The following is a 23,954-nucleotide window of genomic DNA, read 5'->3' on the forward strand; positions in this document are numbered from 1 at the left end:
GAGCATTGGAACCACCTGATCCCATCCCGAACTCAGCAGTGAAACGATGCATCGCCGATGGTAGTGTGGGGTTTCCCCATGTGAGAGTAGGTCATCGTCAAGATTAAATTCCGAAACCCCTATCTGCGTAAGCAGGTAGGGGTTTTGTTTTGCCTGTCGAAAATTTTCTATCGCTGATCTTCCCCCCGTCAGAGCCAGCTCGGCCGGCACTTGGCCTGGGGGTGTTTCTGTGTGGCGGTCGTTGCCTTAGCAGGGTTTTAGAGTTGAAACGTGGCAGCGCGAACAAAAGGTGCGTACTTTCGTCTCAAATTTAAAGGAGGCGCAGATACTAGACAAAGACTCGTCATCAGTACGTCTTTTGGCCAGCCCAATGAATTTGGTAGAAGCGAATGCTTTTTCAGCGCTGAGGGCTAAGTCATATGAAGTCAAAACTTAATGGATGTGGCTTTTTACGTATGAAATGCACAAAGTCTTGATTGGCGGGCTATGGTATCACCGGTCATGAAGGACTGAATTTTGTCGTTTTCTACCCATCGCGAGAGGCAGAAAACGCCCCTGCAAGGCGGACTGTGCAGATTGACAGGCAACAGGACGCTTCCAGGCCTCTCCCCACAGTGCGATCGGCTGGACGCTCAACAGTTCCGATGGGCCTCCGGGTAACCAACGCTATGCAGAGAGGCTGAAGCAACTGGTTGCAGGTTTCCAGAACGCAGGTTTTCAACCGCAGCTCGAAGTATTCGCAAAAATTAACGATGCCTACCTGGGTCTCGATGGTTCTGCACGCAGGCTGCTGGCCTATCCAGTCAAAGGCGCAGAGCATTTCTTCAGGTTCGATGAAATTAATTCTTGGCGGATCGTCCCGGTAGGGAAGCACAATCATCGGTTGGAGGTGCTGACCAGCAATCTTGATGGTCCCGTGTTCAGCCTCGTTTTGAGGCCGCCAGAGGTACTCAATACTGAGGCTCGACTCGATACGTTGCTTGGCATCTAGGGGTGGCCCTGGGCTACCATTCTTGAGCGCCAGTCCATCATTCAATAGGAGCAATCTATGAGCAACCCAGTCAGAAGGGTAATCCCCTCTGAAAAAAGTACTCGTCAGAAGTAGAATTTTCTCCTAATCGGATCAAGGAAATTTTGCGTGAAGACATCCCGTTTTTCGGACAGCCAAATCATTGCCATCCTCAAGCAAGCCGAGGCTGGAAGCCCAGTGCCAGAGCTGTGCCGAGAGCACGGCATCAGTTCGGCCACCGTCTACAAGTGGCGCGCCAAGTTCGGCGGCATGGACGCGTCGCTGATGGCTCGACTGCGTGAGCTTGAGGAGGAGAACCGTCGCTTAAAGAGGATGTATGCCGAGGAGCGCCTCAAAGCCGAAATCATCCAGGAAACGATGGCAAAAAAGTGGTGAAGCCATCTCGGCGACGAGAGATGGCGCAGCACGCTGTACGCTCAGGAAAAATCAGCATCAAGCTGGCGTGTATGGCCTTCGGGGTCAGCCACTGCTGCTATCGCTACCAACCGCGTCTGTCGACGGAAAATGCCGAGATTGCCGATCACCTGATTCGGCTTACGCATAACCAGCGTCTTTGGCTTGTGCTTCCTGTATCTGCGCAATGTGAAGGGCTATCGCTGGAACCACAAGCGGGTGTACCGGATTTACCGCGAACTGGAGCTGAACCTGCGGATTAAACCGCGCAAACGCATCGTGCGGGAAAAGCCCGAGCCACTGGCCGTTCCCAAAGCGATCAATCAGTGCTGGTCGATGGACTTCATGCACGATCAACTAGCCGACGGACGCGGCTTTCGGATTTTCAATTTGATTGATGACTTCAACCGCGAAGCGTTGAGCATGGAAATTGATCTGTCGCTACCGGCCGAGCGAGTGGTGCGCGCATTGGATCAGGTGATTGAGTGGCGGGGTAAACCACAAGCCATCCGCAGCGATAACGGCCCTGAGTACATCAGCACGAAGTTGACGCTGTGGGCCGAAAAACAGGGTATCCGCCTGGAATACATTCAACCGGGTAATCCGCAGCAGAATGCCTATGTTGAGCGCTACAACCGCACCGTGCGTTATGACTGGCTGGGTCATTACCTGTTTGAATCAATCGCTGAAGTTCAGGACTACGGCACAAACTGGATCTGGACATACAATCACGAGCGCCCAGGCTTGGGCATCGGCTTTGGTTTCGAAGGTTTTTCTTTGGGCTGGATAGCCCTTGCGGCGGATTTGCGCTTCCCACTGATACTCGCCGCGATTCCTGATTGTTGCCATTTCGACCATTCCCGCCACGTTCAAGTGTGGCAAATTTGTGGCAAAAACGACTTTCAGGACTAGGACAGGTTTCTGTCAGGAGCGCTATCCCCTTGTAATACAAGGGAAAGAAGATGGTGCACCAGGCGGGATTCGAACCCACGACCCCTGCCTTCGGAGGGCAGTACTCTATCCAGCTGAGCTACTGGTGCAGCGGGCGCCATCATACTCATATGCACTGCGGGCGTCCATGCTGCTGAATCGCTTGATGTTTTGCACCCGCCCGGCGGGTGTTCGCTACGTTGATCAGAAAAATGGGGCAAATGCGGCGTTTTCGTTCTTTTTTTCGAACAGCCTATTGTCCTTTACCCCCTTTGATCCTAGGATTCGTTTGAGATTTCAAACGCTCTTGTCTGGGTGCTGAACCGCACGAGTTTCATTCAGTGCGTTATTTATGTGCTTCAGCCCGGTGAATGATTTCCCTGACGGCAGCCTAAAAGGCGCCTTTCTACAATCATAATTCGCTCCGCGTCATCGCGGTGCTGTTAAGGAAAGCCGACATGCAGCTTAAAGACACCCTGTTGTTCCGCCAGCAAGCCTTCATCGATGGCGCCTGGGTTGATGCCGACAATGGTCAGACGATCAATGTCACCAACCCGGCAACGGGCGAAATTCTGGGCACTGTGCCGAAAATGGGCGCCGTTGAAACCCGCCGTGCCATTGAAGCCGCCGACAAGGCGCTGCCGGCCTGGCGTGCACTGACCGCCAAAGAGCGTGCGACCAAGTTGCGTCGCTGGTTTGAACTGATGATCGAGAACCAGGACGACCTGGCTCGCCTGATGACCCTTGAGCAAGGCAAGCCATTGGCCGAAGCCAAGGGCGAAATCGTTTACGCCGCTTCCTTCATCGAGTGGTTCGCCGAAGAAGCCAAGCGCATCTACGGTGATGTGATCCCGGGCCACCAGCCAGACAAGCGCCTGATCGTGATCAAGCAGCCCATCGGCGTGACCGCGGCAATCACCCCGTGGAACTTCCCGGCCGCCATGATCACCCGTAAAGCCGGCCCGGCCCTGGCCGCCGGTTGCACCATGGTGCTCAAGCCTGCTTCGCAAACCCCGTTCTCCGCGTTCGCCCTGGCTGAACTGGCCCAGCGTGCCGGCATTCCGGCCGGTGTGTTCAGCGTGGTTTCCGGCAGTGCCGGCGACATCGGCAGCGAGCTGACCAGCAACCCGATCGTACGCAAACTGTCCTTCACCGGCTCGACCGAAATCGGTCGTCAGTTGATGGCCGAATGCGCCAAGGACATCAAGAAAGTGTCCCTGGAACTGGGCGGCAACGCGCCGTTCATCGTGTTCGACGACGCGGACCTGGATAAGGCCGTCGAAGGCGCGATCATTTCCAAGTACCGCAACAACGGCCAGACCTGCGTCTGCGCCAACCGCCTGTACATCCAGGACTCGGTCTACGACGCGTTCGCCGAAAAACTCAAGGCGGCCGTGGCCAAGCTCAAGATCGGCAACGGTCTGGAAGCCGGCACCACCACCGGTCCCCTGATCGACGGCAAGGCCGTGGCCAAGGTCCAGGAGCACATCGCTGACGCCCTGAGCAAAGGCGCGACCCTGCTGGCCGGTGGCAAGGTGATGGAAGGCAACTTCTTCGAGCCGACCATCCTGACCAATGTGCCGAAAAGCGCTGCGGTGGCCAAGGAAGAAACCTTCGGTCCATTGGCGCCACTGTTCCGCTTCAAAGACGAAGCCGAAGTGATCGCGATGTCCAACGACACCGAGTTCGGTCTGGCCTCGTACTTCTATGCCCGTGACCTGGGCCGTGTATTCCGTGTGGCTGAAGCCCTGGAATACGGTATGGTCGGCGTCAACACCGGGTTGATCTCCAACGAAGTCGCGCCGTTCGGCGGCATCAAGGCCTCGGGCCTGGGCCGTGAAGGCTCCAAGTACGGCATCGAGGATTACCTGGAAATCAAATACCTCTGCCTGGGCATCTAAGCCCGGCAAGGCATTGCTTCAAGCGCAAAGGGCACGAGAGCGCTGTCCCTTTGCGCGCTTCACACGGAATTTTCTCTGTGGCCGGGAACGCTGTGGCAGTCGATCATCGCATGCTGCCGCCGTTGACTTCCCGCCGCGTAATCCTTGAGCCACGCCGACCGATGAGCGGCGAATGAGGACTGTAATGAGCAAGACTAACGCTGATTTGATGAAACGCCGCGAAGCCGCTGTACCACGCGGTGTTGGCCAGATTCACCCGATCTTCGCCGAGTCCGCGAAGAACGCCACCGTGACCGACGTTGAGGGTCGCGAGTTCATCGATTTCGCCGGCGGTATCGCCGTGCTGAACACTGGTCACCTGCACCCGAAAATCATCGCTGCCGTGACCGAGCAGCTGAACAAGCTGACCCACACCTGCTTCCAGGTACTGGCTTATGAGCCGTACGTGGAACTGTGCGAGAAAGTGAACGCCAAGGTGCCAGGCGATTTCGCCAAGAAAACCCTGCTGGTGACCACCGGTTCCGAAGCCGTGGAAAACTCCATCAAGATTGCCCGCGCCGCCACTGGCCGTGCCGGTGTGATCGCCTTCACTGGCGCCTACCACGGTCGCACCATGATGACCCTGGGCCTGACCGGTAAAGTCGTGCCTTACTCGGCCGGCATGGGCCTGATGCCAGGCGGCATCTTCCGCGCGCTGTACCCGAACGAACTGCATGGCGTGAGCATCGACGATTCGATCGCCAGCATCGAGCGCATCTTCAAGAACGACGCCGAGCCGCGTGACATCGCCGCCATCATCATCGAGCCGGTTCAGGGCGAAGGTGGTTTCTACGTCGCTCCGAAAGAGTTCATGAAGCGCCTGCGCGCCCTGTGCGACCAGCACGGCATCCTGTTGATCGCAGACGAAGTGCAAACCGGCGCTGGCCGTACCGGCACTTTCTTCGCCATGGAACAGATGGGCGTTGCCGCCGACCTGACCACCTTCGCCAAATCCATCGCCGGCGGCTTCCCGCTGGCCGGTGTGTGCGGCAAGGCCGAATACATGGACGCGATTGCCCCAGGTGGCCTGGGCGGTACCTATGCCGGTAGCCCGATTGCCTGCGCCGCGGCCCTGGCCGTAATGGAAGTGTTCGAAGAAGAGCACCTTCTGGACCGTTGCAAGGCCGTTGGCGAGCGTCTGGTGACGGGCCTCAAGGCTATCCAGGCCAAGTACCCGGTGATCGGTGACGTGCGTGCCTTGGGCGCGATGATCGCGGTCGAGTTGTTCGAAAACGGCGACAGCCACAAGCCCAACGCTGCGGCAGTGGCTAAGGTTGTGGCCAAGGCGCGTGACAAGGGCCTGATCCTGCTGTCGTGCGGTACTTACGGCAACGTGTTGCGCGTACTGGTGCCGCTGACTGCTCCAGACGAGCAACTGGACAAAGGTCTGGCGATCATCGAAGAGTGCTTCTCGGAACTCTGATCGCCCAGTGTGACCTGATCGACAAAAAAACCGCTTCGGCGGTTTTTTTTGGTCTCCCGAAACACATCGGCCGGTTTGGCCCTGTATCGAAGGGCCAGCATTGTCTAAGGTGCGAGGCATTGCCTCGGAGTGTATTGATGATTGCTGTTGATTTACCGGCTGTACCGCGCGTGCTGATCGCCGAGGCCGATCCTTGGTCTCGGGATCTGCTCAAGCAGGTGTTGCTGAGCGTGCGCTGCGATGCACGACTGGATCTGTGTGCCGATGGCCAGCAGGCGCTGGAGTGGCTGGGTCAGCACCCCTACGACCTGGTGATCGCCGATTGGGAACTCCCCGGCATCGATGGCCTGGGTTTGCTGCGCAGTGTGCGTCTACGCTGGCGCAACCCGGTGTTGCCGTTCATTCTGATGAGTCACCGCAGTGACAGCGCCAGTGTGCGTGAGGCGCTGCCGTTGGCCCCCACGGCCTACTTGACTAAGCCATTGAACATGCAAGGTCTGACGCAGCGTTTGCAGGACTTGTTGTTGAGCGCCGGGGAGACGGTTTCCTGCGACATCCCGGTATTGGCGCCGGGCATGACCCTGTCGGTCTTCCTCGAGCGTCGGCGGGAGCTGGCGGACGGCGCGCCGCTGCTTACCGACGTGCAACGAGCGGTCAAGCGCAGCCTGAACCCCTCTGGCCTCGATCTGAAGGTGCTGGAAGAGGAGGTACGAACCGACCCGCAGATCACCGCCGTCCTGATCGCCGCTGCTAACAGCGCCTCACAACACCTGGGTGATGCTGTGCAGACCTTGTCCCAGGCCTTGCATCGCCTGGGCACCGGGCAAAGCATGAATCTGATTCTGGGCCTGGCCCTCAAGCGCAGCGCAAAGTTGAGTGACCCGTGCCTGGCCGATTACGCCGAACGCTACTGGGAGTTGTCACTGCACACGGCTGAATACGGTCGTACCCTGGCGCGTTTGCTCGACCTTGACCAGGAGCGCTGCTACTGCGCCGGAATGCTTCATTGCCTGGGCGATCTGGCGCTGTTGCGCTGCTTGCAGGAGTGGAAGCAGGCCGGCGGCGAGCTGGACGACCTGGAGGAAGTTGGCGACGCGCTGGCAACGTTCGGCGCCGCTTACGGTTCGGCGCTGCGCACGCGCTGGCGGCTACCGCTGGAGTTGCGCGAGCTGATTGCAGCGGTCTATCAGCTCGGTGGCGGGGTTTACTCCCGGGAAGCACTGGTGATGAACATGGCGGCACAACTGGCGCGTCTGACCGAGCATGAGGGCGTCGAGGCGCTGGCCAACAGTCGAACGGCGCGCCTGCTCAAGATCTGCTTGCCGGAATTGATGCGCTTGCGCAAAAAACAAGCCTGACACCCAACCCTGTGCGAGCCTGTCAGCCACAGATAATCCGGTTCTTGCCCTGGCGCTTGGCTTCGTACATCGCGGCGTCAGCGCGGCTGTAGAGGGTGTCGAGGCTTTCGTCGTCGGCGCTCAGGAGCGTCAGGCCCTGGCTCACGGTGATGCCGAAGGTCTGCCCTTGATGGTTGAACCTCAAGTGCTGGATTTCTCGCTGCAAACGCTCGGCGACGTGCCTGGCCATCTGGGGCGTGCAGCCGGGAAACACCGCGGCAAACTCTTCACCGCCAATGCGCCCGAACAGGTCCGCGCGGCGCAAGGCGGCGCGTCCGCATTCGGCGAGTTGCTGCAGGACGAGATCGCCCAGTTGATGGCCGTAGCTGTCGTTGATGCGCTTGAAGTTATCAATATCCAGCAACAGGAACGCCAGGGATGAACCCTGCTGGCGTGCCTGCTGGAACTCGCGGCTGGCGCATTCGAAGAAGTGCCGGCGATTGCTGCTTCGGGTCAGCGCATCGGTGGTGGCAAGGTGCTGCAGCTCGGTTTCAAGCCGTTTCCTGTCAGTGATGTCCTCGGCGATGCCCACCACCATCACCGGCTGCCCAGGCTCGGCCAGGCGGTTGAGGAAGCATTTGTCGCGAAGCCAGCGCACCTGGCCGTCGGCGGTGATGATCCGGTACTCGCGATCTTCCACGGCACCTTTTTCCAGCACTTGGGCCAGGCTGCGCTCGGCATGCTCCAGATCGTCCGGGTAAACGCTGTCGCGCCATTGCTGTACGTCCGCCAGCAGCAAGCCGGCAGAGCGACCGAAGAGTCGTTCATAGGCCGGGCTGACATACAGCACCTGGCGCGTCTCCCAGTCAAAGGCCCACAGCACGGCGTTGACGCTGACCAGCAGCGCGTTGAACAACTGCTCACGCGCACTCAGGCGCGCCACTTCACGTTGAGCGTCGATCAGGGCCGTCAGGCTCTGCCCGGTCTCGGGCCACGGTGGGTGGGGGAGGTCTTGTGGGTTTTCGTTGACCATCGACACAATTCTCAAAGGGCGTGCCCGCCGTTCGACAGCGGCCGCAGCCAAGCCCGCCTGAATGACGAAGTGATCTTTGAGAGAGGGGATTTGGCGCTTAGTTCCAGAGGGTGCGCCCGCGAACGGGGCGCACCGATCAATGGTGTCAGGCAGGGCGCAGCGAGTAGGTCTTCAGTTGGTGAGCGAAGTCGCGCAGCGATTGAATACCACTGGCTTCGGCTTCGTGGACCCAGTCCTTGATCGCCGCCAGCATGTCGTGGCCATTGGAACTGGTCTTGACCCAGATCTGCTGCAGCGCCAGGCGCTTTTCGTAAATCACCTTCAGTGCCTGGCTGTGCTCGAGCATGGTCTGGATGCGCAGGTGGTGTTTGTCATCCAGCAGGCTGGTTTCCCGCGAGAGCAGGCGCTTGGCGCGATGGAATTGGTGGCGTACCGAATGGTCGACCTTTTCCAGCTCTTGCTTGACCAGCGGGCCGATCACCAGCTTGCGGTACTGGGCCATGATCTGGAAACGGTTGTTGAGGATGGCCATGGCGGTGTCCATGTCCAGGTTGCCTTTGCCCTCGACACGGTGGGCGATGGGCGCAACCCGCTGAACCTTGGCCAGGCGCAGGAAACTGAAGACCTGGATCCAGGCCCAGCCGAGGTCGAACTCCCACTTCTTCACCGACAGTTTTGCCGAGTTAGGGTAGGTGTGGTGGTTGTTGTGCAGCTCTTCACCGCCGATCAGGATGCCCCAGGGCACCAGGTTGGTCGCTGCGTCACGGCATTCGAAATTGCGATAGCCCACGGCATGGCCCAGGCCATTGATGACGCCAGCGGCCCAGACCGGGATCCACATCATCTGGATCGCCCAGATGGTAATGCCGATGGTGCCGAACAGCAGCAGGTCGATGACACCCATGATTGCCACACCCAATAGCGGGAAACGGCTGTAGAGATTGCGCTCGATCCAGTCTTCAGGGCAGTTCTTGCCATAGATACGTAGCGTCTCGGCGTTTTCCGCTTCGGCGCGATACAACTCGGCGCCTTTGCGCAGGACGGTGGACAGTCCTTTGATCACGGGACTGTGCGGGTCATCGACGGTTTCGCATTTGGCGTGGTGCTTGCGGTGGATAGCGGTCCACTCACGGGTGTTCTGCGCCGTGGTCAGCCACAGCCAGAAGCGGAAGAAGTGTTTCAGGCCGGCATTGAGCTCAAGGGAGCGATGGGCTGAGTAACGATGCAGATAGACGGTGACACCCACGATGGTGATGTGGGTCATTAACAGGGTGACCGCCACCAGTTGCCAGGCTGACAAGCCGAGTAAACCTTCGTACCACATAGGCTATAGGGCCCTCGATAAAGAAAAAACAGCAGGCGCATTATCACTCAGGACACAGATAAAACCAGTCGCCCTTTCAGATAAGAGTGGCTGGATGTTTCTTTAATCTATAATCCCCGCCTTTTTTGTAGGGACATGGACGACTGAATGTCTGCTTCTCATCGCAATGCCTTGCGTGCAGCGCTGCTCTATCTGGTGCTTTCCGTTGTCTGGCTGGAAGTCACTGGTTATTTATTGAGCAAATTATTCGATGGGTCTGCTGATCTCCCGCGCTGGCAACTGATCAACGGTTATCTGTGGGTGGTGCTCAGTGCCGGGTTGATCTTCGTGGCACGGGCGCGGTTGTTGGGATGTCTGGGGATCGGCGCGACCTTGCGCCAGCACAATGAAAATCGCGCTCGATTGCGCCAGGCCCAGGCGGTATTCGACTGCACCCACGAAGGGGTGCTGGTGACCAATCACCAGGGCGTGATTGTCCACGTCAATCGAGCCTTCATGGAAATCACCGGGTACCGGGCCGAAGAAGTGCTGGGTCATACGCCCAGCCTGTTCAAGTCCGGTCACCACCCTCCCGATTTCTACCAGAACATGTTTCAGACCTTGAGCCACGACCGCGAGTGGAGCGGTGAAATCTGGAACCGGCGCAAAAGCGGCGAGATCTATCCGCAATGGCAGACCATCCGGGTGATTCATGATGATCGCGGCCGGCTCAGTCACTACGTGGCGGTGTTTTCCGACATCAGCTCGATCAAGGACTCCGAGCATGAATTGGCCCATCTGGCCCATCACGATCCGCTGACCGACTTGCCCAATCGTCTGTTGTTCAGCGATCGCGTCGAGCAGGCGCTGGCGAGCGCGCAGACACATAAACGCGGGTGCGCCTTGCTGATGATCGACCTGGATTACTTCAAGCTGATCAACGACTGCCTCGGGCACAACGTTGGCGATCAGTTGCTCAAGGCCGTGGCGGCTCGTCTGCGTGACCTGTTCGGCCCGGGCATCACCCTGGCGCGTTTCGGTGGTGACGAGTTTGCGGTGTTGGCCGAGAGCTGCCCACAGTTGGTTCAGGCGGCCGCATTGGCGCAGCGGATCATTGATAGCCTGAAAGAGCCGTTTCAGATCGACGCCCATCAATTGTTCATCAATGCCAGTGTCGGCATCAGCCTGTTCCCCAGCGATGCGCTGAGCGCCGAGCAGTTGCTGCGCAACGCCGATTCGGCGTTGTTCAAGGCCAAGGGGGCCGGGCGCGACGGCTACGCGTTGTACACCGAAGAGCTGACGGCCCACGCCCAGCACCGGGTCGAGATTGCCTTTGAACTGCGCCGTGCGCTGGAGCAGCAAGAGTTGCGGGTCCATTACCAGCCGGTGCACGACCTCAAGACCCGCCGTCTGGTTGGCGTTGAAGCCCTGGTTCGCTGGCAGCACCCGCAGCGCGGGCTGGTGTCGCCGGCGGAGTTCATTCCGATTGCCGAGCGCACCGGGTTGATTGCCGAGATCGACGCCTGGGTGATGCAGCAGGCGTGCCGGCAAATGTGTGACTGGCAGAAGGCCGGGGCGCGGTTATCGTTTATCGCGGTGAACGTTTCCACGCGGCTGTTTGCCCGGCGCGAACTGTATGAGCGGGTTGCCCAGGTGCTGCATGACACGGGACTGGACCCGGCCTGCCTGGAGCTGGAGGTGACGGAAAGCGCGGTGATGGACGATCCGGAGGTGGCGCTGGAGCAAATGCACCGCTTGCGCGAACTGGGGGTGCGCCTGGCCATTGATGACTTTGGTACGGGTTATTCGTCGCTGCTGCGCCTCAAGCGCCTGCCGGTGCAGAAACTCAAGATCGATCAGGGATTTGTCGCCGGCTTGCCCTGGGATGACGATGACGTGGCGATCGTGCGGGTGATCATCGCCCTTGCGCAAAGCATGGGCATGCAAGTGCATGCCGAAGGCATCGAGCAAGTCGAGCAGGCGGCGTTTCTGCTTGAGCACGGGTGTGACCTGGGTCAGGGCTACTGGTTTGGCCGCCCGCTGCCGGCGCATGAGCTGGATTGGGCACGAACGCCGGTGATTCCCCTGCACTGAACGCTCTGGCGGGACTGTGCGGGGAGGGTTGCTCTTTCAGTTATATAAACATTCTTAAATAGTATTTTTAAGTATATCTGCGCCTCTCTAATATTGCTCCCACGCCACAAGCAGTGCCGCCACTGCCGGGCACATCTCATTTCAGGAGCAGCACCATGAGCGCATCTCTACGTAGCGTTGACGGCCAGGACGAAGCAACCATCTTGCGCGAGATCCAGAGCGCATTGCGCGATCTGCGCTTTGGTGCGGTAGAGATCACGGTGCACAACGCCCAGGTGGTTCAGATTGAACGCAAAGAGAAATTCCGCTTGCAGAGCCCCGGTAACAAACCGGGCTGATGCCCGCCCCGACAGGCAACCCGATTCCAGAAATACATAAGAACAGCCAACACTAAAAATTTCAGGAGCTTCACTATGTCGTCGATTCGCCGTTTCGCGTTGGCCGCTTTGGCCAGTGCCCTGTTTGTCGGTTCCGCGGTTGCCAAGGATTACGAATTGCTCAATGTGTCGTACGACCCGACGCGGGAGCTGTACCAGGAGTACAACGCCGAATTCATCGACTTCTGGAAAAAGGAACACGCTGGCGACAACGTGAAGATCCAGCAGTCCCACGGCGGCTCGGGCAAGCAAGGCCGTGCGGTGATCGATGGCCTGCGGGCCGACGTGGTGACGCTGGCGCTGGCCGGTGACATCGACGAAATCGCCAAACTGGGCAAGACCCTGCCGGCCGATTGGCAGAAGCGACTGCCTGAGGCGAGCACGCCCTACACCTCGACCATCGTGTTCCTGGTGCGCAAGGGCAACCCCAAGGGCATCAAGGATTGGGGCGACCTGACCAAAAACGGCGTCGAAGTGATCACCCCGAATCCGAAGACCTCCGGTGGCGCGCGCTGGAACTTCCTCGCCGCCTGGGCCTATGGCCTGAAAGCTAGCGGCGGCGATGAAGCCAAGGCCAAGGACTATGTGCAGACCCTGTTCAAGCACGTCCCGGTATTGGACACCGGTGCTCGCGGTTCGACCATCACCTTCGTCAACAACGGGCAGGGCGATGTGTTGCTGGCCTGGGAAAACGAAGCGTTCCTGGCGCTGAAGGAAGACGGTGGCGCCGACAAGTTCGAGATCATCGTGCCTTCGCTGTCGATTCTCGCCGAGCCACCCGTGGCCGTGGTCGACAAGAATGCCGAGAAAAAAGGCAACGAGCAGGTCGCCGAAGCCTACCTCAAGCACTTGTACAGCCCGGCCGGCCAGGAAATCGCCGCCAGGAATTTCTACCGTCCGCGTGACAAGACCGTGGCCGCCAAGTACGCCCAACAGTTCCCGACCCTGGAACTGGTGACTATCGACAAGGACTTCGGCGGCTGGAAAACTGCCCAACCGAAGTTTTTCAATGACGGTGGCGTGTTCGACCAGATCTACCAGGCGCAGTAACCTGAATCCAGCCAGCATCAAGCCCGGAGTCGCCTTCGGGTTTTGTGCGTTCAACCAAGGACTTTTATGTCGCGTCGTATCTCCCCCGTCATACCCGGCTTCGGGCTGACGCTGGGTTACACCTTGGTGTACCTCAGTCTGATTGTGCTCATTCCGCTGGCGGCGATGTTCGTGCATGCCGCTCAACTCACCTGGGATCAGTTCTGGGCAATCATCACCGCACCACGGGTGCTGGCGGCGTTGAAGCTCAGCTTCGGCACCGCGCTGTGCGCGGCGATCATCAACGGCATCATCGGTACGTTGCTGGCCTGGGTCCTGGTGCGCTACACCTTCCCGGGACGCAAGGTCATCGATGCGATGATCGACCTGCCGTTCGCGCTGCCAACGGCGGTGGCCGGTATTGCGCTGACCGCGCTGTACGCGCCGAACGGGCTGGTGGGGCAGTTCGCCGCCGACCTGGGCTTCAAGATCGCCTACACCCCGCTGGGCATCACCCTGGCGCTGACTTTCGTGACGTTGCCGTTCGTGGTGCGCACGGTGCAGCCGGTGTTGGCCGATATTCCACGAGAGATCGAAGAGGCCGCCGCCTGCCTGGGTGCCAAGCCGTTGCAGGTGTTCCGCTACATCCTGCTGCCGGCCCTGTTGCCCGCCTGGCTGACCGGTTTCGCCCTGGCCTTTGCCCGGGGTGTCGGCGAGTACGGCTCGGTGATTTTCATCGCCGGCAACATGCCGATGAAAACCGAGATCCTGCCGCTGCTGATCATGGTCAAGCTCGACCAGTACGACTACACCGGCGCCACCTCCATCGGCGTGCTGATGCTGGTGGTTTCCTTCGTCCTGTTGCTGCTGATCAACTTGTTGCAGCGGCGTATCGAAACCCCATAAGGAGGCGCGAACAATGTCCCAATCGTCTATTGCCGCGGCCTCTTCGGCCAACGCCGCCCGCCGTGGCAGTGCCACATCACGGCGGATCCTGATCGTCCTCGGCTGGCTGATCTTTGCCCTGTTTCTGTTGTTGCCGCTGTTCATCGTGGTGTCCCAGGGCCTGAAGCTGGGCCTGGGGGCGTTCTTCACCGCGATCTTCGAGCCCGATGCCCTGTCGGCCTTGAAGCTGACGGTCATTGCCGTGCTGATTTCGGTGCCGCTGAACCTGGTGTTCGGCGTCAGCGCGGCCTGGTGCGTGAGCAAGTACTCGTTCCGTGGCAAGAGCATGCTGGTGACCCTGATCGACTTGCCGTTTTCGGTGTCGCCGGTGATCGCGGGCCTGGTCTATGTGCTGATGTTCGGTGCGCAGGGGCTGTTCGGTCCATGGTTGCAGGACCACGACATCCAGATCGTGTTTGCCTTGCCGGGCATCGTGCTGGCGACGATTTTCGTCACCGTGCCGTTCGTGGCCCGTGAACTGATCCCGCTGATGCAGGAGCAGGGCACCCAGGAAGAAGAGGCCGCGCGCTTGCTCGGGGCCAATGGCTGGCAGATGTTCTGGCACGTCACCGTGCCCAACATCAAGTGGGGCCTGATCTATGGCGTGGTGCTGTGTACGGCCCGGGCCATGGGTGAGTTCGGTGCGGTGTCGGTGGTTTCCGGGCATATTCGCGGGGTGACCAACACCTTGCCTTTGCACGTTGAGATTCTCTACAACGAATACAACCATGTGGCCGCGTTTGCCGTGGCGAGCCTGTTGCTGATCCTGGCGCTCTTGATCCTGCTGCTCAAGCAGTGGAGCGAATCCCGTATTAACCGCCTGCGCGCCAGCGCCGCGGAGGAATAATTCATGTCGATCGAAGTGCGTAACGTCAGCAAGAACTTCAATGCGTTCAAGGCGCTGGACAACATCAGCCTGGACATCCAGAGCGGTGAACTGGTGGCGCTGTTGGGGCCGTCCGGCTGCGGCAAGACGACTCTGCTGCGAATCATCGCCGGCCTGGAGACCCCGGACCAGGGCAACATCGTGTTCCACGGTGAAGACGTCTCCGGCCACGATGTGCGTGATCGCAACGTCGGTTTCGTGTTCCAGCACTACGCCCTGTTCCGCCATATGACAGTGTTCGACAACGTGGCGTTCGGCCTGCGCATGAAACCGAAAAACCAGCGCCCGAGCGAAAGCCAGATTGCCGCCAAGGTCCACGAACTGCTGAACATGGTGCAGCTCGATTGGTTGTCGGATCGCTACCCGGAACAGCTCTCCGGCGGCCAGCGTCAGCGTATCGCGCTGGCCCGTGCCCTGGCGGTGGAGCCGAAGGTGTTGCTGCTCGACGAGCCGTTCGGCGCCCTCGATGCCAAGGTCCGTAAAGAGCTGCGCCGCTGGCTGGCGCGTCTGCACGAAGACATCAACCTGACCTCGGTGTTCGTGACTCACGACCAGGAAGAGGCGATGGAAGTGGCCGACCGCATCGTGGTGATGAACAAGGGTGTGATCGAGCAGATCGGCTCACCCGGTGACGTCTACGAAAACCCGGCCAGCGATTTTGTGTACCACTTCCTTGGTGACTCCAACCGCCTGCACCTGGGCGAAGACAATCATGTGTTGTTCCGGCCGCATGAAGTGTCGCTGTCGCGCCATGAGCTTGCCGATCACCACGCCGCCGAAGTCCGCGACATCCGCCCTCTGGGAGCAACGACGCGGGTGACCTTGAAAGTGGAAGGGCAGAGTGAACTGATCGAGGCCGAAGTGGTGAAAGACCACGATAGCCTGACGGGCCTGGCCAAGGGCGAAACGCTGTTCTTCAAACCCAAGGTCTGGCAGAAAATCGCCAATATCTGAAAGCGTTGCACGCAAGCGGGGCGCCCCCCGCTTGCTCACGAGGGTGTCCTACACCGCAGCGCGTTTTGGATTGATCCGCACCACCCCCGCCCGCGCCTCGATCTGCTCCTTGAGCTCATGGCGCATGCCGAGCATGAACGCCAGTTCCGCGACCACGAACAGCGGTCCGACAATCAACCCGGTCACATCATCGACAAACGCCGGCTTGCGCCCTTCGTAATAGTGGCCGACAAACTGGATCGCCCAGCCGAGCACAAACATCGCGATCCCGCTGCCCAGCCAGAGCAGCGTACTGTGTGCCGCGAGGATCTGGCCGAGCCAGACGGAAAGGCCCAGCAGCACCGTCATCACCACGCCCAGGCGCACCTCCAGGCGCAAGTAGAACCACGCCGAGGCCAATGCCAGCAGCACCGCCGGTGACAGCCAGAGCCCGGCCACAGGCCATCCCGGACGTGACAGCAACACGGCGACGGCAACCACGATCAGCGGGATGCCGATAAAGTGGCTGGCGATGTTACGCGGGTCACGGTGGTACGCGGCGTATTGACTGAGGTGGTCAACGAGGCTTTTCATTGTTATTCCTCCTGTAGGGATGCTGATCATGCCCTGCGATCGGTCGTGGCACTGTCAGCCACGCGACAATCATTTTGGAGTCTTCATGCCAATACAGGCCTGGCGGTCATGCCTGATGCAGGGGCAGTGGTTCAGTCATTTGTCGTCCTCTCTACAGGATAGCCTGCTGTCCCTGGCCCGCCCGCGGCGGTTGGCGTCGGGCCAGCGGCTGTTCGGGCGCGGCGATGCTCCGTGTGGCCTGTACGCGGTGCTGGAAGGCGCGGTGCGCGTCGGTGCGGTCAATGAGCAAGGCAAGGAGGCGTTGTTGAGCCTGATCGAAGCGCCGCACTGGTTTGGCGAGATCTGCCTGTTCGATGGTCAGCCACGCACCCATGATGCCTATGCCGTCGGCGAGTGCACCTTGCTGCAGATTCCGCAGGCCAGCCTGCTGGCTTTTCTCGACCAGCAACCGCAGCACTGGCGGCAGCTGGCGTTGTTGATGAGCCACAAACTGCGCCTGACCTTCATCAACCTCGAGCAGTTGACCCTACTGCCGGCATCGGCGCGGGTGGCGCACCGCTTGCTGATGATCGCCGACGGTTACGGCGAGTTCGAGCACGCCCGTCGTGTCCTGCAGTTACCTCAGGAGCAGTTGGCGCTGTTGCTGTCGCTGTCCCGCCAGACCACCAACCAGATCCTCAAGGATCTGGAAAACCAGGGCATCCTCAGCCTCGGTTATGGTGAGATCGAGATTCTCGATGCCCAGCGCTTGCGGGCATTGGCCACGCTTTGAGGCCTTGCCCACGCGGGGAACCGAGGGCCTTCAGCGCAACCCGTCGCGAAACTGTCCCGGTGTCATGCCGGTCCAGCGCTTGAAGGCGCGGCTGAAGCTGCTGGTGTCGGCAAACCCCAGCAGGTAGCTGATTTCGCTCAGTGAACATTGCGGATCGCGCAGGTGCAGCAGGGCCAGGTTTTCGCGGCTTTCGTTGAGCAGGGTGTCGAAGCGACAGCCCTCATCCGCCAAGTGCCGTTGCAGGCTGCGCAAGCTCAGGTGCAGCGCCTGGGCGATGCGTTCGGCGCTGGGTTCGCCCTCGGGCAATTGTTCTTCAATGGCATCGCGAACCTTGCGCTCCCAGGTCAGGGGCTTGAGTTGCGCCAGGGTGCGCTTGAGCACGGTTTCGTTGTGCTCGGCCAGTTCCGGGTTGGCGTCGTCCAGGTGGCTGTCGAAGTCTTCGAGGGCAAATTCCAGTCGATCTTCGTCGGCGGCGAAGTACACCGGTGAGCGGAACACCTTGTGCCATGGGTGAGGATCCATAGGCTCCGGGCGACGCAGGTACACCGCCAGCGGCGCGTACTCGCGGCCCAGGCGGTTGCGGCAGGTGCGCACGTAGATCGCGGCAAAGGCGTCGATGGCTTCCGGGGCGGGGGCCGGACTGCCTTCGGGCACCTGGAGGGTGAAGCGGTACCGGTCCTCGGCGCGACTCAGGTGCAGGTCCAGGGCGTCGCTGACCACCTGGTGATAGCGCACGATGCGTTCGAACACTTCCCGCAGGCTGCCACTGGCGACCAGCGCATAACCCAATGCGTGGAAGGTCGTGGGGCTGACAAACCGCGACACCCGTAGACCGATGGCCGGGTCGCCACTGGCATGCACCGCCACCTCCCACAAACGAGTGGTTGCCGACAGTGGATAGCGGGCATTGGGGTCGTCCATCAGTTGCGGATCGAGCCCGGCCTGCTGGCACAGTGCCGCGCTGTCGAGGCCCAGGGCGTCGAGTTGCTTGCGCAGGGCGCGGGTCCAGCTGGCGAGGGAGGTGGGTTCAATCATGATGATTGGCGCTTCCGGTCAACAGGTTGGCGTTCACAGCTAACGCCCGGCGCAAGTGCACAGGGCAGGATGCGAGCATCAATAACCAAAGGATGGAAGCATGTACGGTACTTCTGCAAGTCCCCAGGGCCAGAATGCACAGCAACGATCGGCGCATATCCGCCAAGTGGTGCTCGCACGAGGCGTCGAACTACGCCAGCGCTACCCGCTGCTCAATCATCAGGATGCCCTTGGCGCGGGCATTCTGGCCTTCGCCCTGGCCGGGATGATCGGTTCGGCGACGTTGTACATGACGGGGCACATGGCCTGGTGGGCATGCCTGCTGCTGAATGCTTTTTTTGCGTCGCTGACCCATGAACTGGAGCACGACCTGATCCACAGCATGTACTTCCGTAAACAACGCGTGCCGCACAACCTGATGATGGGCCTGGTGTGGCTGGCGCGTCCGAGCACTATCAATCCGTGGATCCGCCGCCACCTGCACCTCAATCACCACAAGGTGTCCGGCACTGAAGCCGACATGGAAGAGCGCGCCATCACCAATGGCGAGCCCTGGGGTGTTGCTCGCTTGCTGATGGTCGGTGACAACGTGATGTCGGCGTTTATCCGTGTGCTGCGGGCCAGGACCTGGGCCCACAAGTTGAGCATCCTGCAACGCAGCCTGAAGGTCTATGCGCCGCTGGCACTGATGCATTGGGGCGCGTGGTATGTGTTCCTCGGCTTTCACGGAATCAACGGCGTCGCCTGGCTGATGGGCACCTCGGTGGAGTGGTCGGCGGCGACCTTGTCAGCGATGCAGGTGATCGATGTCGCCGCCGTGGTGATCATCGGCCCGAACGTATTGCGCACCTTTTGCCTGCACTTTGTCAGCTCGAACATGCACTACTACGGCGACCTCGAAGCGGGCAACGTGATCCAGCAGACCCAGGTGCTCAACCCCTGGTGGATGTGGCCGTTACAGGCGTTCTGCTTCAACTTCGGCAGCAGCCACGGTATCCACCATTTCGTGGTGAAGGAACCGTTCTACATCCGCCAGCTGACGGTGCCGGTGGCGCACAAGGTGATGCGTGAGATGGGCGTGCGGTTTAACGACTTCGGCACGTTTGGCCGGGCGAACCGGTTCGTGCGCAAGGAGCGACAGGCAGCTGATACCGCGGTAGCGGCTCAAACCTAGTTGTTCCCACGTTGTGTGCGGGCACAAGCTGTGACGGCCGGCCTGACGTTTAGCCCGTGCTGATTACCGGAAAAAGCCAGCTCAGTTACCGGTGATCAGCAGGCAGGTTGGTGCTTTGCAGTCCTTGGCATGACTCAGTGTGACGAACTGTATGGCCGCGTCGGGAGCGACGTGGCCTTCGACGAACGCTTGAATTGCATATTACTTATCGGTCTATTTTAAGTATTAAATATTACTTTAAAGAATAAGTGTTTGAAGTAATGATTCGTCCGGCGATGCAGTGGTGTCATACGTTGAAGGGCTGATTCATCAGATCGAAACCTTGATGCGGTATTCCTCTACGCAAGAGAGCAACGCGTGACGCTACCGCTGCCTGCGCTTGAATCCATCGATTTCCGGGGCCGTCTCCTTGGCAGGGTGCGGCCCTTTTTTTATTTGGGAAAAACCACGGCGTGTGGAAATGTCCTTCATATTCTATTTAGGTCTTAATTAATAAATTCTTATTCCTTAACGAATATAAGTCTCGTCCCTATACTCGCTCAGGAATAGACACGCACAGGAGAGCCCCCCATGCGCAACGAACCCATTCGCTACCTGATTGTGCCGGGCTGGCAGGGATCGCCGGACGATCATTGGCAAACCCACTGGCAGAACAGCCTGCCGAACAGCGCACGGGTCGAGCAGGCCGATTGGCTGACGCCGCGGCGTGAAGACTGGGTGGCTGCGTTGGCCGAAGCGATCGATGCCGACAGCACGCCGGTGATCCTGATCGCCCATAGCCTGGGTTGCATCACCGTCGCGCATTGGGCAGCCACCGCGCCGTCGCAGGCGTTGCGTCAAGTTCGCGGGGCCCTGCTGGTGGCGCCTGCCGACGTCGAACGCCCGGCTTGCGTGCCGGCGTTGCGTAACTTTGCACCGATTCCGATGCACGTGCTGCCGTTCCCGAGCCAGGTCGTCAGCTCTGATAACGACGCAGCGGTCAGCGCGCCGCGCGCCCTTGAGCTGGCACGCCATTGGGGCGCCGAGGCCGGCATCCTGGCCGGTGCCGGGCACATCAATGTGAAGTCCGGTCACCATCGCTGGGAGCAGGGTTTTGCCTACCTGTATCGCCTGCAAACCCGCATGGAACATCGCGCCCTGCGTCGCGCCTGAACCTCCTTTTTATTGCAACGTCCCCGTCCGCCGACGGTTTGGGCGGGAGTCCGTCATGAGTGTGCATGAGTCTTTCGGTCAGTCCTTGCTGACCTTTCCCGATGCCGAAAAAAGCCCGTTGAGCATCCGCGCCAAGGCGCTGGTGTTCGTCGATCCACGCTCGCGCCAGCTACGCCAGGACCTTGAGGAACTGGCGCCGCGCTCGATTTGCGTATTGATCCGTGGCGAGACCGGTACCGGCAAAGAATTGCTGGCGCGGCACATTCATCGCGCCAGTGACCGCGGCGGTTTGTTTGTGTCGGTCAACTGTGGTGCCATCAGCCCGACTTACGCCGATGCTGAGTTGTTCGGTTATGCCGGTGGCAGTTTCAGCGGCTCGGCCAGCAGTCGCGCCGGCTGGTTTGGCTCGGCCAATGGCGGGACCCTGTACCTGGACGAGATTGGCGATTTGCCGTTGCCGATTCAGGCCAGATTACTGGCAGCCCTGGAGAACCATGAAGTCACCCGTGTCGGTGCGCAGCAGCCGAGTCCCGTGGATGTGCGTCTGGTGGCGGCCACCAGCATTGACTTGGCACAGGCGGTGGCCGCCGGCAAGTTCCATGAGCGACTGTTCCATTACCTCAGCGAAGGCCAGCTCGAATTGCCGGCGCTGCGCGAGCGGATCGGCGACATTCAATCGTTGGCCGAGTACTTCCTGGGGATCTACAGCCAGCGTCTTGACCTGCCAGTGCCGTTTATCAGCGAGGCAGCGCAACGGCTGCTGGAGCAACACCGTTGGCCGGGCAACACCCGTGAGCTGGAAAATGTCATTCACTTTGCGTTGCTGGTGAGTAGCGGCGAGGAGATACAACCTGCGCATTTGAACTTGCCGCAGGTGGTGTCGCCCTTGTCGTTGATCGAGCAGCAGGCCACGCAGCTCATCACCACCGGCTCGGTCGCTGAACGCGCAGCGCTCGGGCGCCTGCTCGCAAGCCTGGCGCAGGCCCTGTAGGCATTGGCGGGTGACAGAGTGGGGGTCGTTGTCAAAAGAACAAAATAGAATATGAAAGTGAATAAAAGATATTATTCAGGAATAAAAAACCTCGGTATTGTCCGCTTCACGCCACTGATAGCCCTTCACTGGCACCTCATTTTTTAGCCGTTGTCGACAACGACAAATAAGGACACTGCATGAAAAAGGTTCTGTTGTTCACCGCATTGGCGGCTGCCCTGACCGCAGGCATCGCCCAGGCAGGCGAGAAGCTGGTGGTTGCTGCAACGCCGGTGCCGCACGCCGAGATTCTCGAACTGATCAAGCCAACCCTCGCCAAACAAGGCGTGGATCTGGAGATCAAAATCTTCACCGATTACGTTCAACCGAACGTGCAAGTCGATCAGAAGCGTCTGGACGCCAACTACTTCCAGACCCTGCCGTACCTCAAGAGCTTCAACGAAGGCAAAGGCACTCACCTGGAGACGGTGATCGGTGTGCATGTCGAACCGTTCGGCGGCTACTCGAAAAAGGTCAAGTCCCTGGCTGAGCTCAAAGACGGTGCCACCATCGCCATCCCGAACGAAGGCAGCAACAGCGGTCGTGCGCTGATCCTGCTGCAGAAAGCCGGCCTGATCGAGTTGAAAGACCCGAAAAACGCCCTGGCCACGCCAAAGGACATTGCCAAGAACCCGCACAACTTCAAGTTCAAGGAACTGGAGTCGGCCATGCTGCCGCGCGTGCTGGATCAGGTCGACCTGGACATGATCAACACCAACTACGCGCTGGAAGCCGGCCTGAACCCGGCCAAGGATGCGCTGGTGATTGAAGGTGCCGATTCGCCGTACGTGAACTTCCTGGTCGCGCGTCCAGACAACAAGGACAGCGTCGCGATCCAGAAACTGGCCAAGGCCCTGACCAGTCCTGAAGTCAAAGCGTTCATTGCCCAGAAGTACAGTGGTGCGGTACTGCCAGCGTTTTGATAACGCCGTAAACCCTTTCAAGGTTTCAACGCCGACGGCTTTCACCCGCGTCGGCGTTTTTTTTATGACCGTCAGATCGGTGGCAGGCCCACTCGCCACATGATCAAGCCCTGGATCTCGGTCAGGCCGTCGGGGCCTTCAACGCCTGGCGCAACGCCACCAACCACTTCACGATATCCTGCGGGTCCAGTCGCGGGGAGGTGTTCAGGTCTGCCATGTTTATCGTCCTTGTTGGATGTTGGGTCGGGGAGTCTGGTCGTGCGCTGTTCGTCCTTGGAGGGATGATGTGAAAGAAAGCCCTCTCCTGCAGCGCAAAGGAAAATAGCTGTCACTTGCAGACTTCGCCAATCCGCGGGACAACTTTTCAAGTGACTCAAACGGCCGCCTGACCGCGCGGCCAGGCATCAGCCCGCTGTCTCAGTCCGGCCAGTTCCACGCCGGTTCATCCAGCATCCCCTGCCCAACGATTTGCGTCTGGCCAAACTGTTTCTCCAGCACGATGCAATTGCACTCGGGGTCTTGCTGCAGCGCGGCGATCAGGCGGCTGGCGTGGGATACCACCCACACCTGGCACTCTTGCGAAGCGCGGATGATCAGGCGGGCCAAGGCTGGCAGCAGGTCCGGGTGCAGGCTGGTTTCCGGTTCGTTGAGGACCATCAGCGTCGGAGGCCGTGGTGTCAGCAGCGCGGCGATCAGCAGCAGGTAGCGCAAGGTGCCGTCCGACAGTTCGGCGGCGGACAGCGGGCGTAGCAAGCCTTCCTGATAAAACTCAATGGCAAAGCGGCCGCCTTGCACGGGCTCGATGTGTAGCCGGGCACCGGGAAAGGCATCGCTGACCGCGTTTTGCAGCGCCTCGGGATCACCGATTTCCCGGATGGTCTGTAGCGCAGCCGCCAGATCACGGCCATCGTGATGCAATACCGGCGTGCGTGTACCCAGCTGTACCTGGCGCGCCGGGGCATCGGCGTCGCTGCGAAAGTGATCGTAGAAGCGCCAGCCCCGGATGTGTTCGCGCAGCAGCAAGACTTCCGGTGATGAGCGCAGGTTGCCGACCTGATCAAACAGGCTGTCGAAGGTCGGCGTGTGCTGGGCCAGGACGTCCCAGTCGCGCCCCTCACGGACCCGAATCATAGGGCCGGCGCGGTTTACCAGCAGGCTCGCCGGACGATACACGGCGCCTGCCCAGATGCATTCGCGTTTGATTTCCGGGTCCAGCGAGAAGTACGACACACGCTCTGGCAACGGCATGGGCAGGCCCAGTGCGATGGCGTAGCTGAAGTCGTCGCCGGCAAAGCCCAGGCGCAACCGCTTGGGCCCCTGGCGCAACGAGGCCTCGATCGGCACATCATGGTTGCGCATGCGTCGGCTGATGTTTTCCGGCCCGGCCCAGAAGGTCGAGTCCAGCCCGCCCTCGCGAGCCAGCGCGTTGACCACACCGCCCTGGGCGGTTTCGGCCAACAGTCGCAGTGCGCGATAGAGATTGGATTTGCCGCTGCCATTGGGTCCGGTAATCAGATTCAGCCGGCCCAGCGGGATTACCAGTTTATTGATCGAGCGGTAATTGGCCACCGCCAGGGTGTTGAGCATTGGGGAATTCCTGCTGCGTTGAAGACCAGTTTGC

19 protein-coding genes, 1 tRNA gene, 1 rRNA gene and 1 pseudogene are annotated in these 23,954 nt (G+C 60.0%); 16 read left to right on the forward strand and 6 right to left on the reverse strand.

Annotated features, from left to right (window positions below):
• A 5S ribosomal RNA gene (gene rrf / locus CKW07_RS08425) occupies positions 1-103 on the forward strand; the annotation flags it as partial.
• Positions 104-1,138: 1,035 nt separating this feature from the next.
• Positions 1,139-2,179, forward strand: a pseudogene (locus CKW07_RS08435) (IS3 family transposase); the annotation flags it as partial.
• Positions 2,180-2,386: 207 nt separating this feature from the next.
• Here CKW07_RS08435 and CKW07_RS08440 read toward each other — a convergent pair.
• A tRNA-Arg gene (locus CKW07_RS08440) sits at positions 2,387-2,463 on the reverse strand.
• A 348-nt stretch (positions 2,464-2,811) separates the two neighbouring features.
• Between CKW07_RS08440 and gabD the strand changes: the two genes are divergently transcribed.
• The 3 genes from gabD (at position 2,812) to CKW07_RS08455 (ending at position 7,074) form a co-directional block, all read left to right on the forward strand.
• The gene (gene gabD / locus CKW07_RS08445; RefSeq protein WP_095144485.1) at positions 2,812-4,254 is read left to right on the forward strand and encodes an NADP-dependent succinate-semialdehyde dehydrogenase; all 1,443 of its coding nucleotides are present in this window, start codon (positions 2,812-2,814) and stop codon (positions 4,252-4,254) included.
• A 184-nt stretch (positions 4,255-4,438) separates the two neighbouring features.
• A complete protein-coding gene (gene gabT, locus CKW07_RS08450; RefSeq protein WP_095144486.1) occupies positions 4,439-5,716 on the forward strand; it encodes a 4-aminobutyrate--2-oxoglutarate transaminase in 1,278 nt (425 codons plus the stop codon).
• 137 nt (positions 5,717-5,853) lie between these two features.
• Positions 5,854-7,074, forward strand: a complete 1,221-nt coding sequence (locus CKW07_RS08455; RefSeq protein WP_095144487.1) for a response regulator — start codon at positions 5,854-5,856, stop codon at positions 7,072-7,074.
• Positions 7,075-7,096: 22 nt separating this feature from the next.
• Here CKW07_RS08455 and CKW07_RS08460 read toward each other — a convergent pair whose 3' ends face one another.
• Positions 7,097-8,086, reverse strand: coding sequence for a sensor domain-containing diguanylate cyclase (locus tag CKW07_RS08460; protein WP_095144488.1), 990 nt, complete (start codon positions 8,084-8,086; stop codon positions 7,097-7,099).
• Between the two features lie 145 nt (positions 8,087-8,231).
• A complete protein-coding gene (desA, locus tag CKW07_RS08465; protein ID WP_095144489.1) occupies positions 8,232-9,410 on the reverse strand; it encodes a delta-9 fatty acid desaturase DesA in 1,179 nt (392 codons plus the stop codon).
• 147 nt (positions 9,411-9,557) lie between these two features.
• On the opposite strand from desA, the gene dibA reads away from it, so the two are divergent.
• From dibA to CKW07_RS08495, 6 genes are all read left to right on the forward strand, one after another.
• On the forward strand, positions 9,558-11,483 hold the full coding sequence (gene dibA, locus CKW07_RS08470) for a phosphodiesterase DibA (RefSeq protein ID WP_095144490.1): 1,926 nt from the start codon (positions 9,558-9,560) through the stop codon (positions 11,481-11,483).
• A gap of 155 nt (positions 11,484-11,638) precedes the next feature.
• The gene (gene oscA, locus CKW07_RS08475; RefSeq protein WP_095144491.1) at positions 11,639-11,821 is read left to right on the forward strand and encodes a sulfur starvation response protein OscA; all 183 of its coding nucleotides are present in this window, start codon (positions 11,639-11,641) and stop codon (positions 11,819-11,821) included.
• Between the two features lie 75 nt (positions 11,822-11,896).
• A complete protein-coding gene (locus tag CKW07_RS08480) occupies positions 11,897-12,910 on the forward strand; it encodes a sulfate ABC transporter substrate-binding protein (protein ID WP_095144492.1) in 1,014 nt (337 codons plus the stop codon).
• A 66-nt stretch (positions 12,911-12,976) separates the two neighbouring features.
• Entirely contained in the window at positions 12,977-13,795 is an 819-nt protein-coding gene (gene cysT, locus CKW07_RS08485; protein ID WP_095144493.1) for a sulfate ABC transporter permease subunit CysT, read from the forward strand.
• Between the two features lie 13 nt (positions 13,796-13,808).
• On the forward strand, positions 13,809-14,681 hold the full coding sequence (gene cysW / locus CKW07_RS08490) for a sulfate ABC transporter permease subunit CysW (protein ID WP_095144494.1): 873 nt from the start codon (positions 13,809-13,811) through the stop codon (positions 14,679-14,681).
• 3 nt (positions 14,682-14,684) lie between these two features.
• Entirely contained in the window at positions 14,685-15,674 is a 990-nt protein-coding gene (locus CKW07_RS08495) for a sulfate/molybdate ABC transporter ATP-binding protein (RefSeq protein WP_095082079.1), read from the forward strand.
• 48 nt (positions 15,675-15,722) lie between these two features.
• On the opposite strand, the gene CKW07_RS08500 is transcribed toward CKW07_RS08495, so the two are convergent.
• Entirely contained in the window at positions 15,723-16,247 is a 525-nt protein-coding gene (locus CKW07_RS08500; RefSeq protein ID WP_095144495.1) for a DUF962 domain-containing protein, read from the reverse strand.
• An 85-nt stretch (positions 16,248-16,332) separates the two neighbouring features.
• Here CKW07_RS08500 and CKW07_RS08505 point away from each other — a divergent pair, with 85 nt between their 5' ends.
• Entirely contained in the window at positions 16,333-17,019 is a 687-nt protein-coding gene (locus CKW07_RS08505; protein WP_095144496.1) for a Crp/Fnr family transcriptional regulator, read from the forward strand.
• A gap of 30 nt (positions 17,020-17,049) precedes the next feature.
• Here the strand turns inward: CKW07_RS08505 and CKW07_RS08510 are convergent, their stop codons facing one another.
• A complete protein-coding gene (locus CKW07_RS08510) occupies positions 17,050-18,054 on the reverse strand; it encodes an AraC family transcriptional regulator (RefSeq protein WP_095082087.1) in 1,005 nt (334 codons plus the stop codon).
• A 100-nt stretch (positions 18,055-18,154) separates the two neighbouring features.
• Here CKW07_RS08510 and CKW07_RS08515 point away from each other — a divergent pair, with 100 nt between their 5' ends.
• The 4 genes from CKW07_RS08515 to CKW07_RS08530 all read left to right on the forward strand — a co-directional run bounded on the left by CKW07_RS08515 (position 18,155) and on the right by CKW07_RS08530 (position 22,333).
• Positions 18,155-19,228, forward strand: coding sequence for a fatty acid desaturase (locus tag CKW07_RS08515; protein ID WP_095144497.1), 1,074 nt, complete (start codon positions 18,155-18,157; stop codon positions 19,226-19,228).
• Positions 19,229-19,798: 570 nt separating this feature from the next.
• Positions 19,799-20,380, forward strand: coding sequence for an alpha/beta hydrolase (locus CKW07_RS08520; RefSeq protein ID WP_095144498.1), 582 nt, complete (start codon positions 19,799-19,801; stop codon positions 20,378-20,380).
• A 55-nt stretch (positions 20,381-20,435) separates the two neighbouring features.
• The gene (locus CKW07_RS08525) at positions 20,436-21,371 is read left to right on the forward strand and encodes a sigma 54-interacting transcriptional regulator (protein ID WP_095144499.1); all 936 of its coding nucleotides are present in this window, start codon (positions 20,436-20,438) and stop codon (positions 21,369-21,371) included.
• A 179-nt stretch (positions 21,372-21,550) separates the two neighbouring features.
• Complete coding sequence (locus tag CKW07_RS08530) at positions 21,551-22,333, forward strand: MetQ/NlpA family ABC transporter substrate-binding protein (protein ID WP_095144500.1); 783 nt, start codon at positions 21,551-21,553, stop codon at positions 22,331-22,333.
• Between the two features lie 417 nt (positions 22,334-22,750).
• On the opposite strand, the gene CKW07_RS08535 is transcribed toward CKW07_RS08530, so the two are convergent.
• A complete protein-coding gene (locus tag CKW07_RS08535; RefSeq protein ID WP_095144501.1) occupies positions 22,751-23,920 on the reverse strand; it encodes an AAA family ATPase in 1,170 nt (389 codons plus the stop codon).
• Between the last annotated feature and the right edge of the window lie 34 nt (positions 23,921-23,954).

Origin of the sequence: Pseudomonas sp. Irchel s3b6 (assembly GCF_900187415.1) — a bacterium.
Classification (GTDB): domain Bacteria; phylum Pseudomonadota; class Gammaproteobacteria; order Pseudomonadales; family Pseudomonadaceae; genus Aquipseudomonas.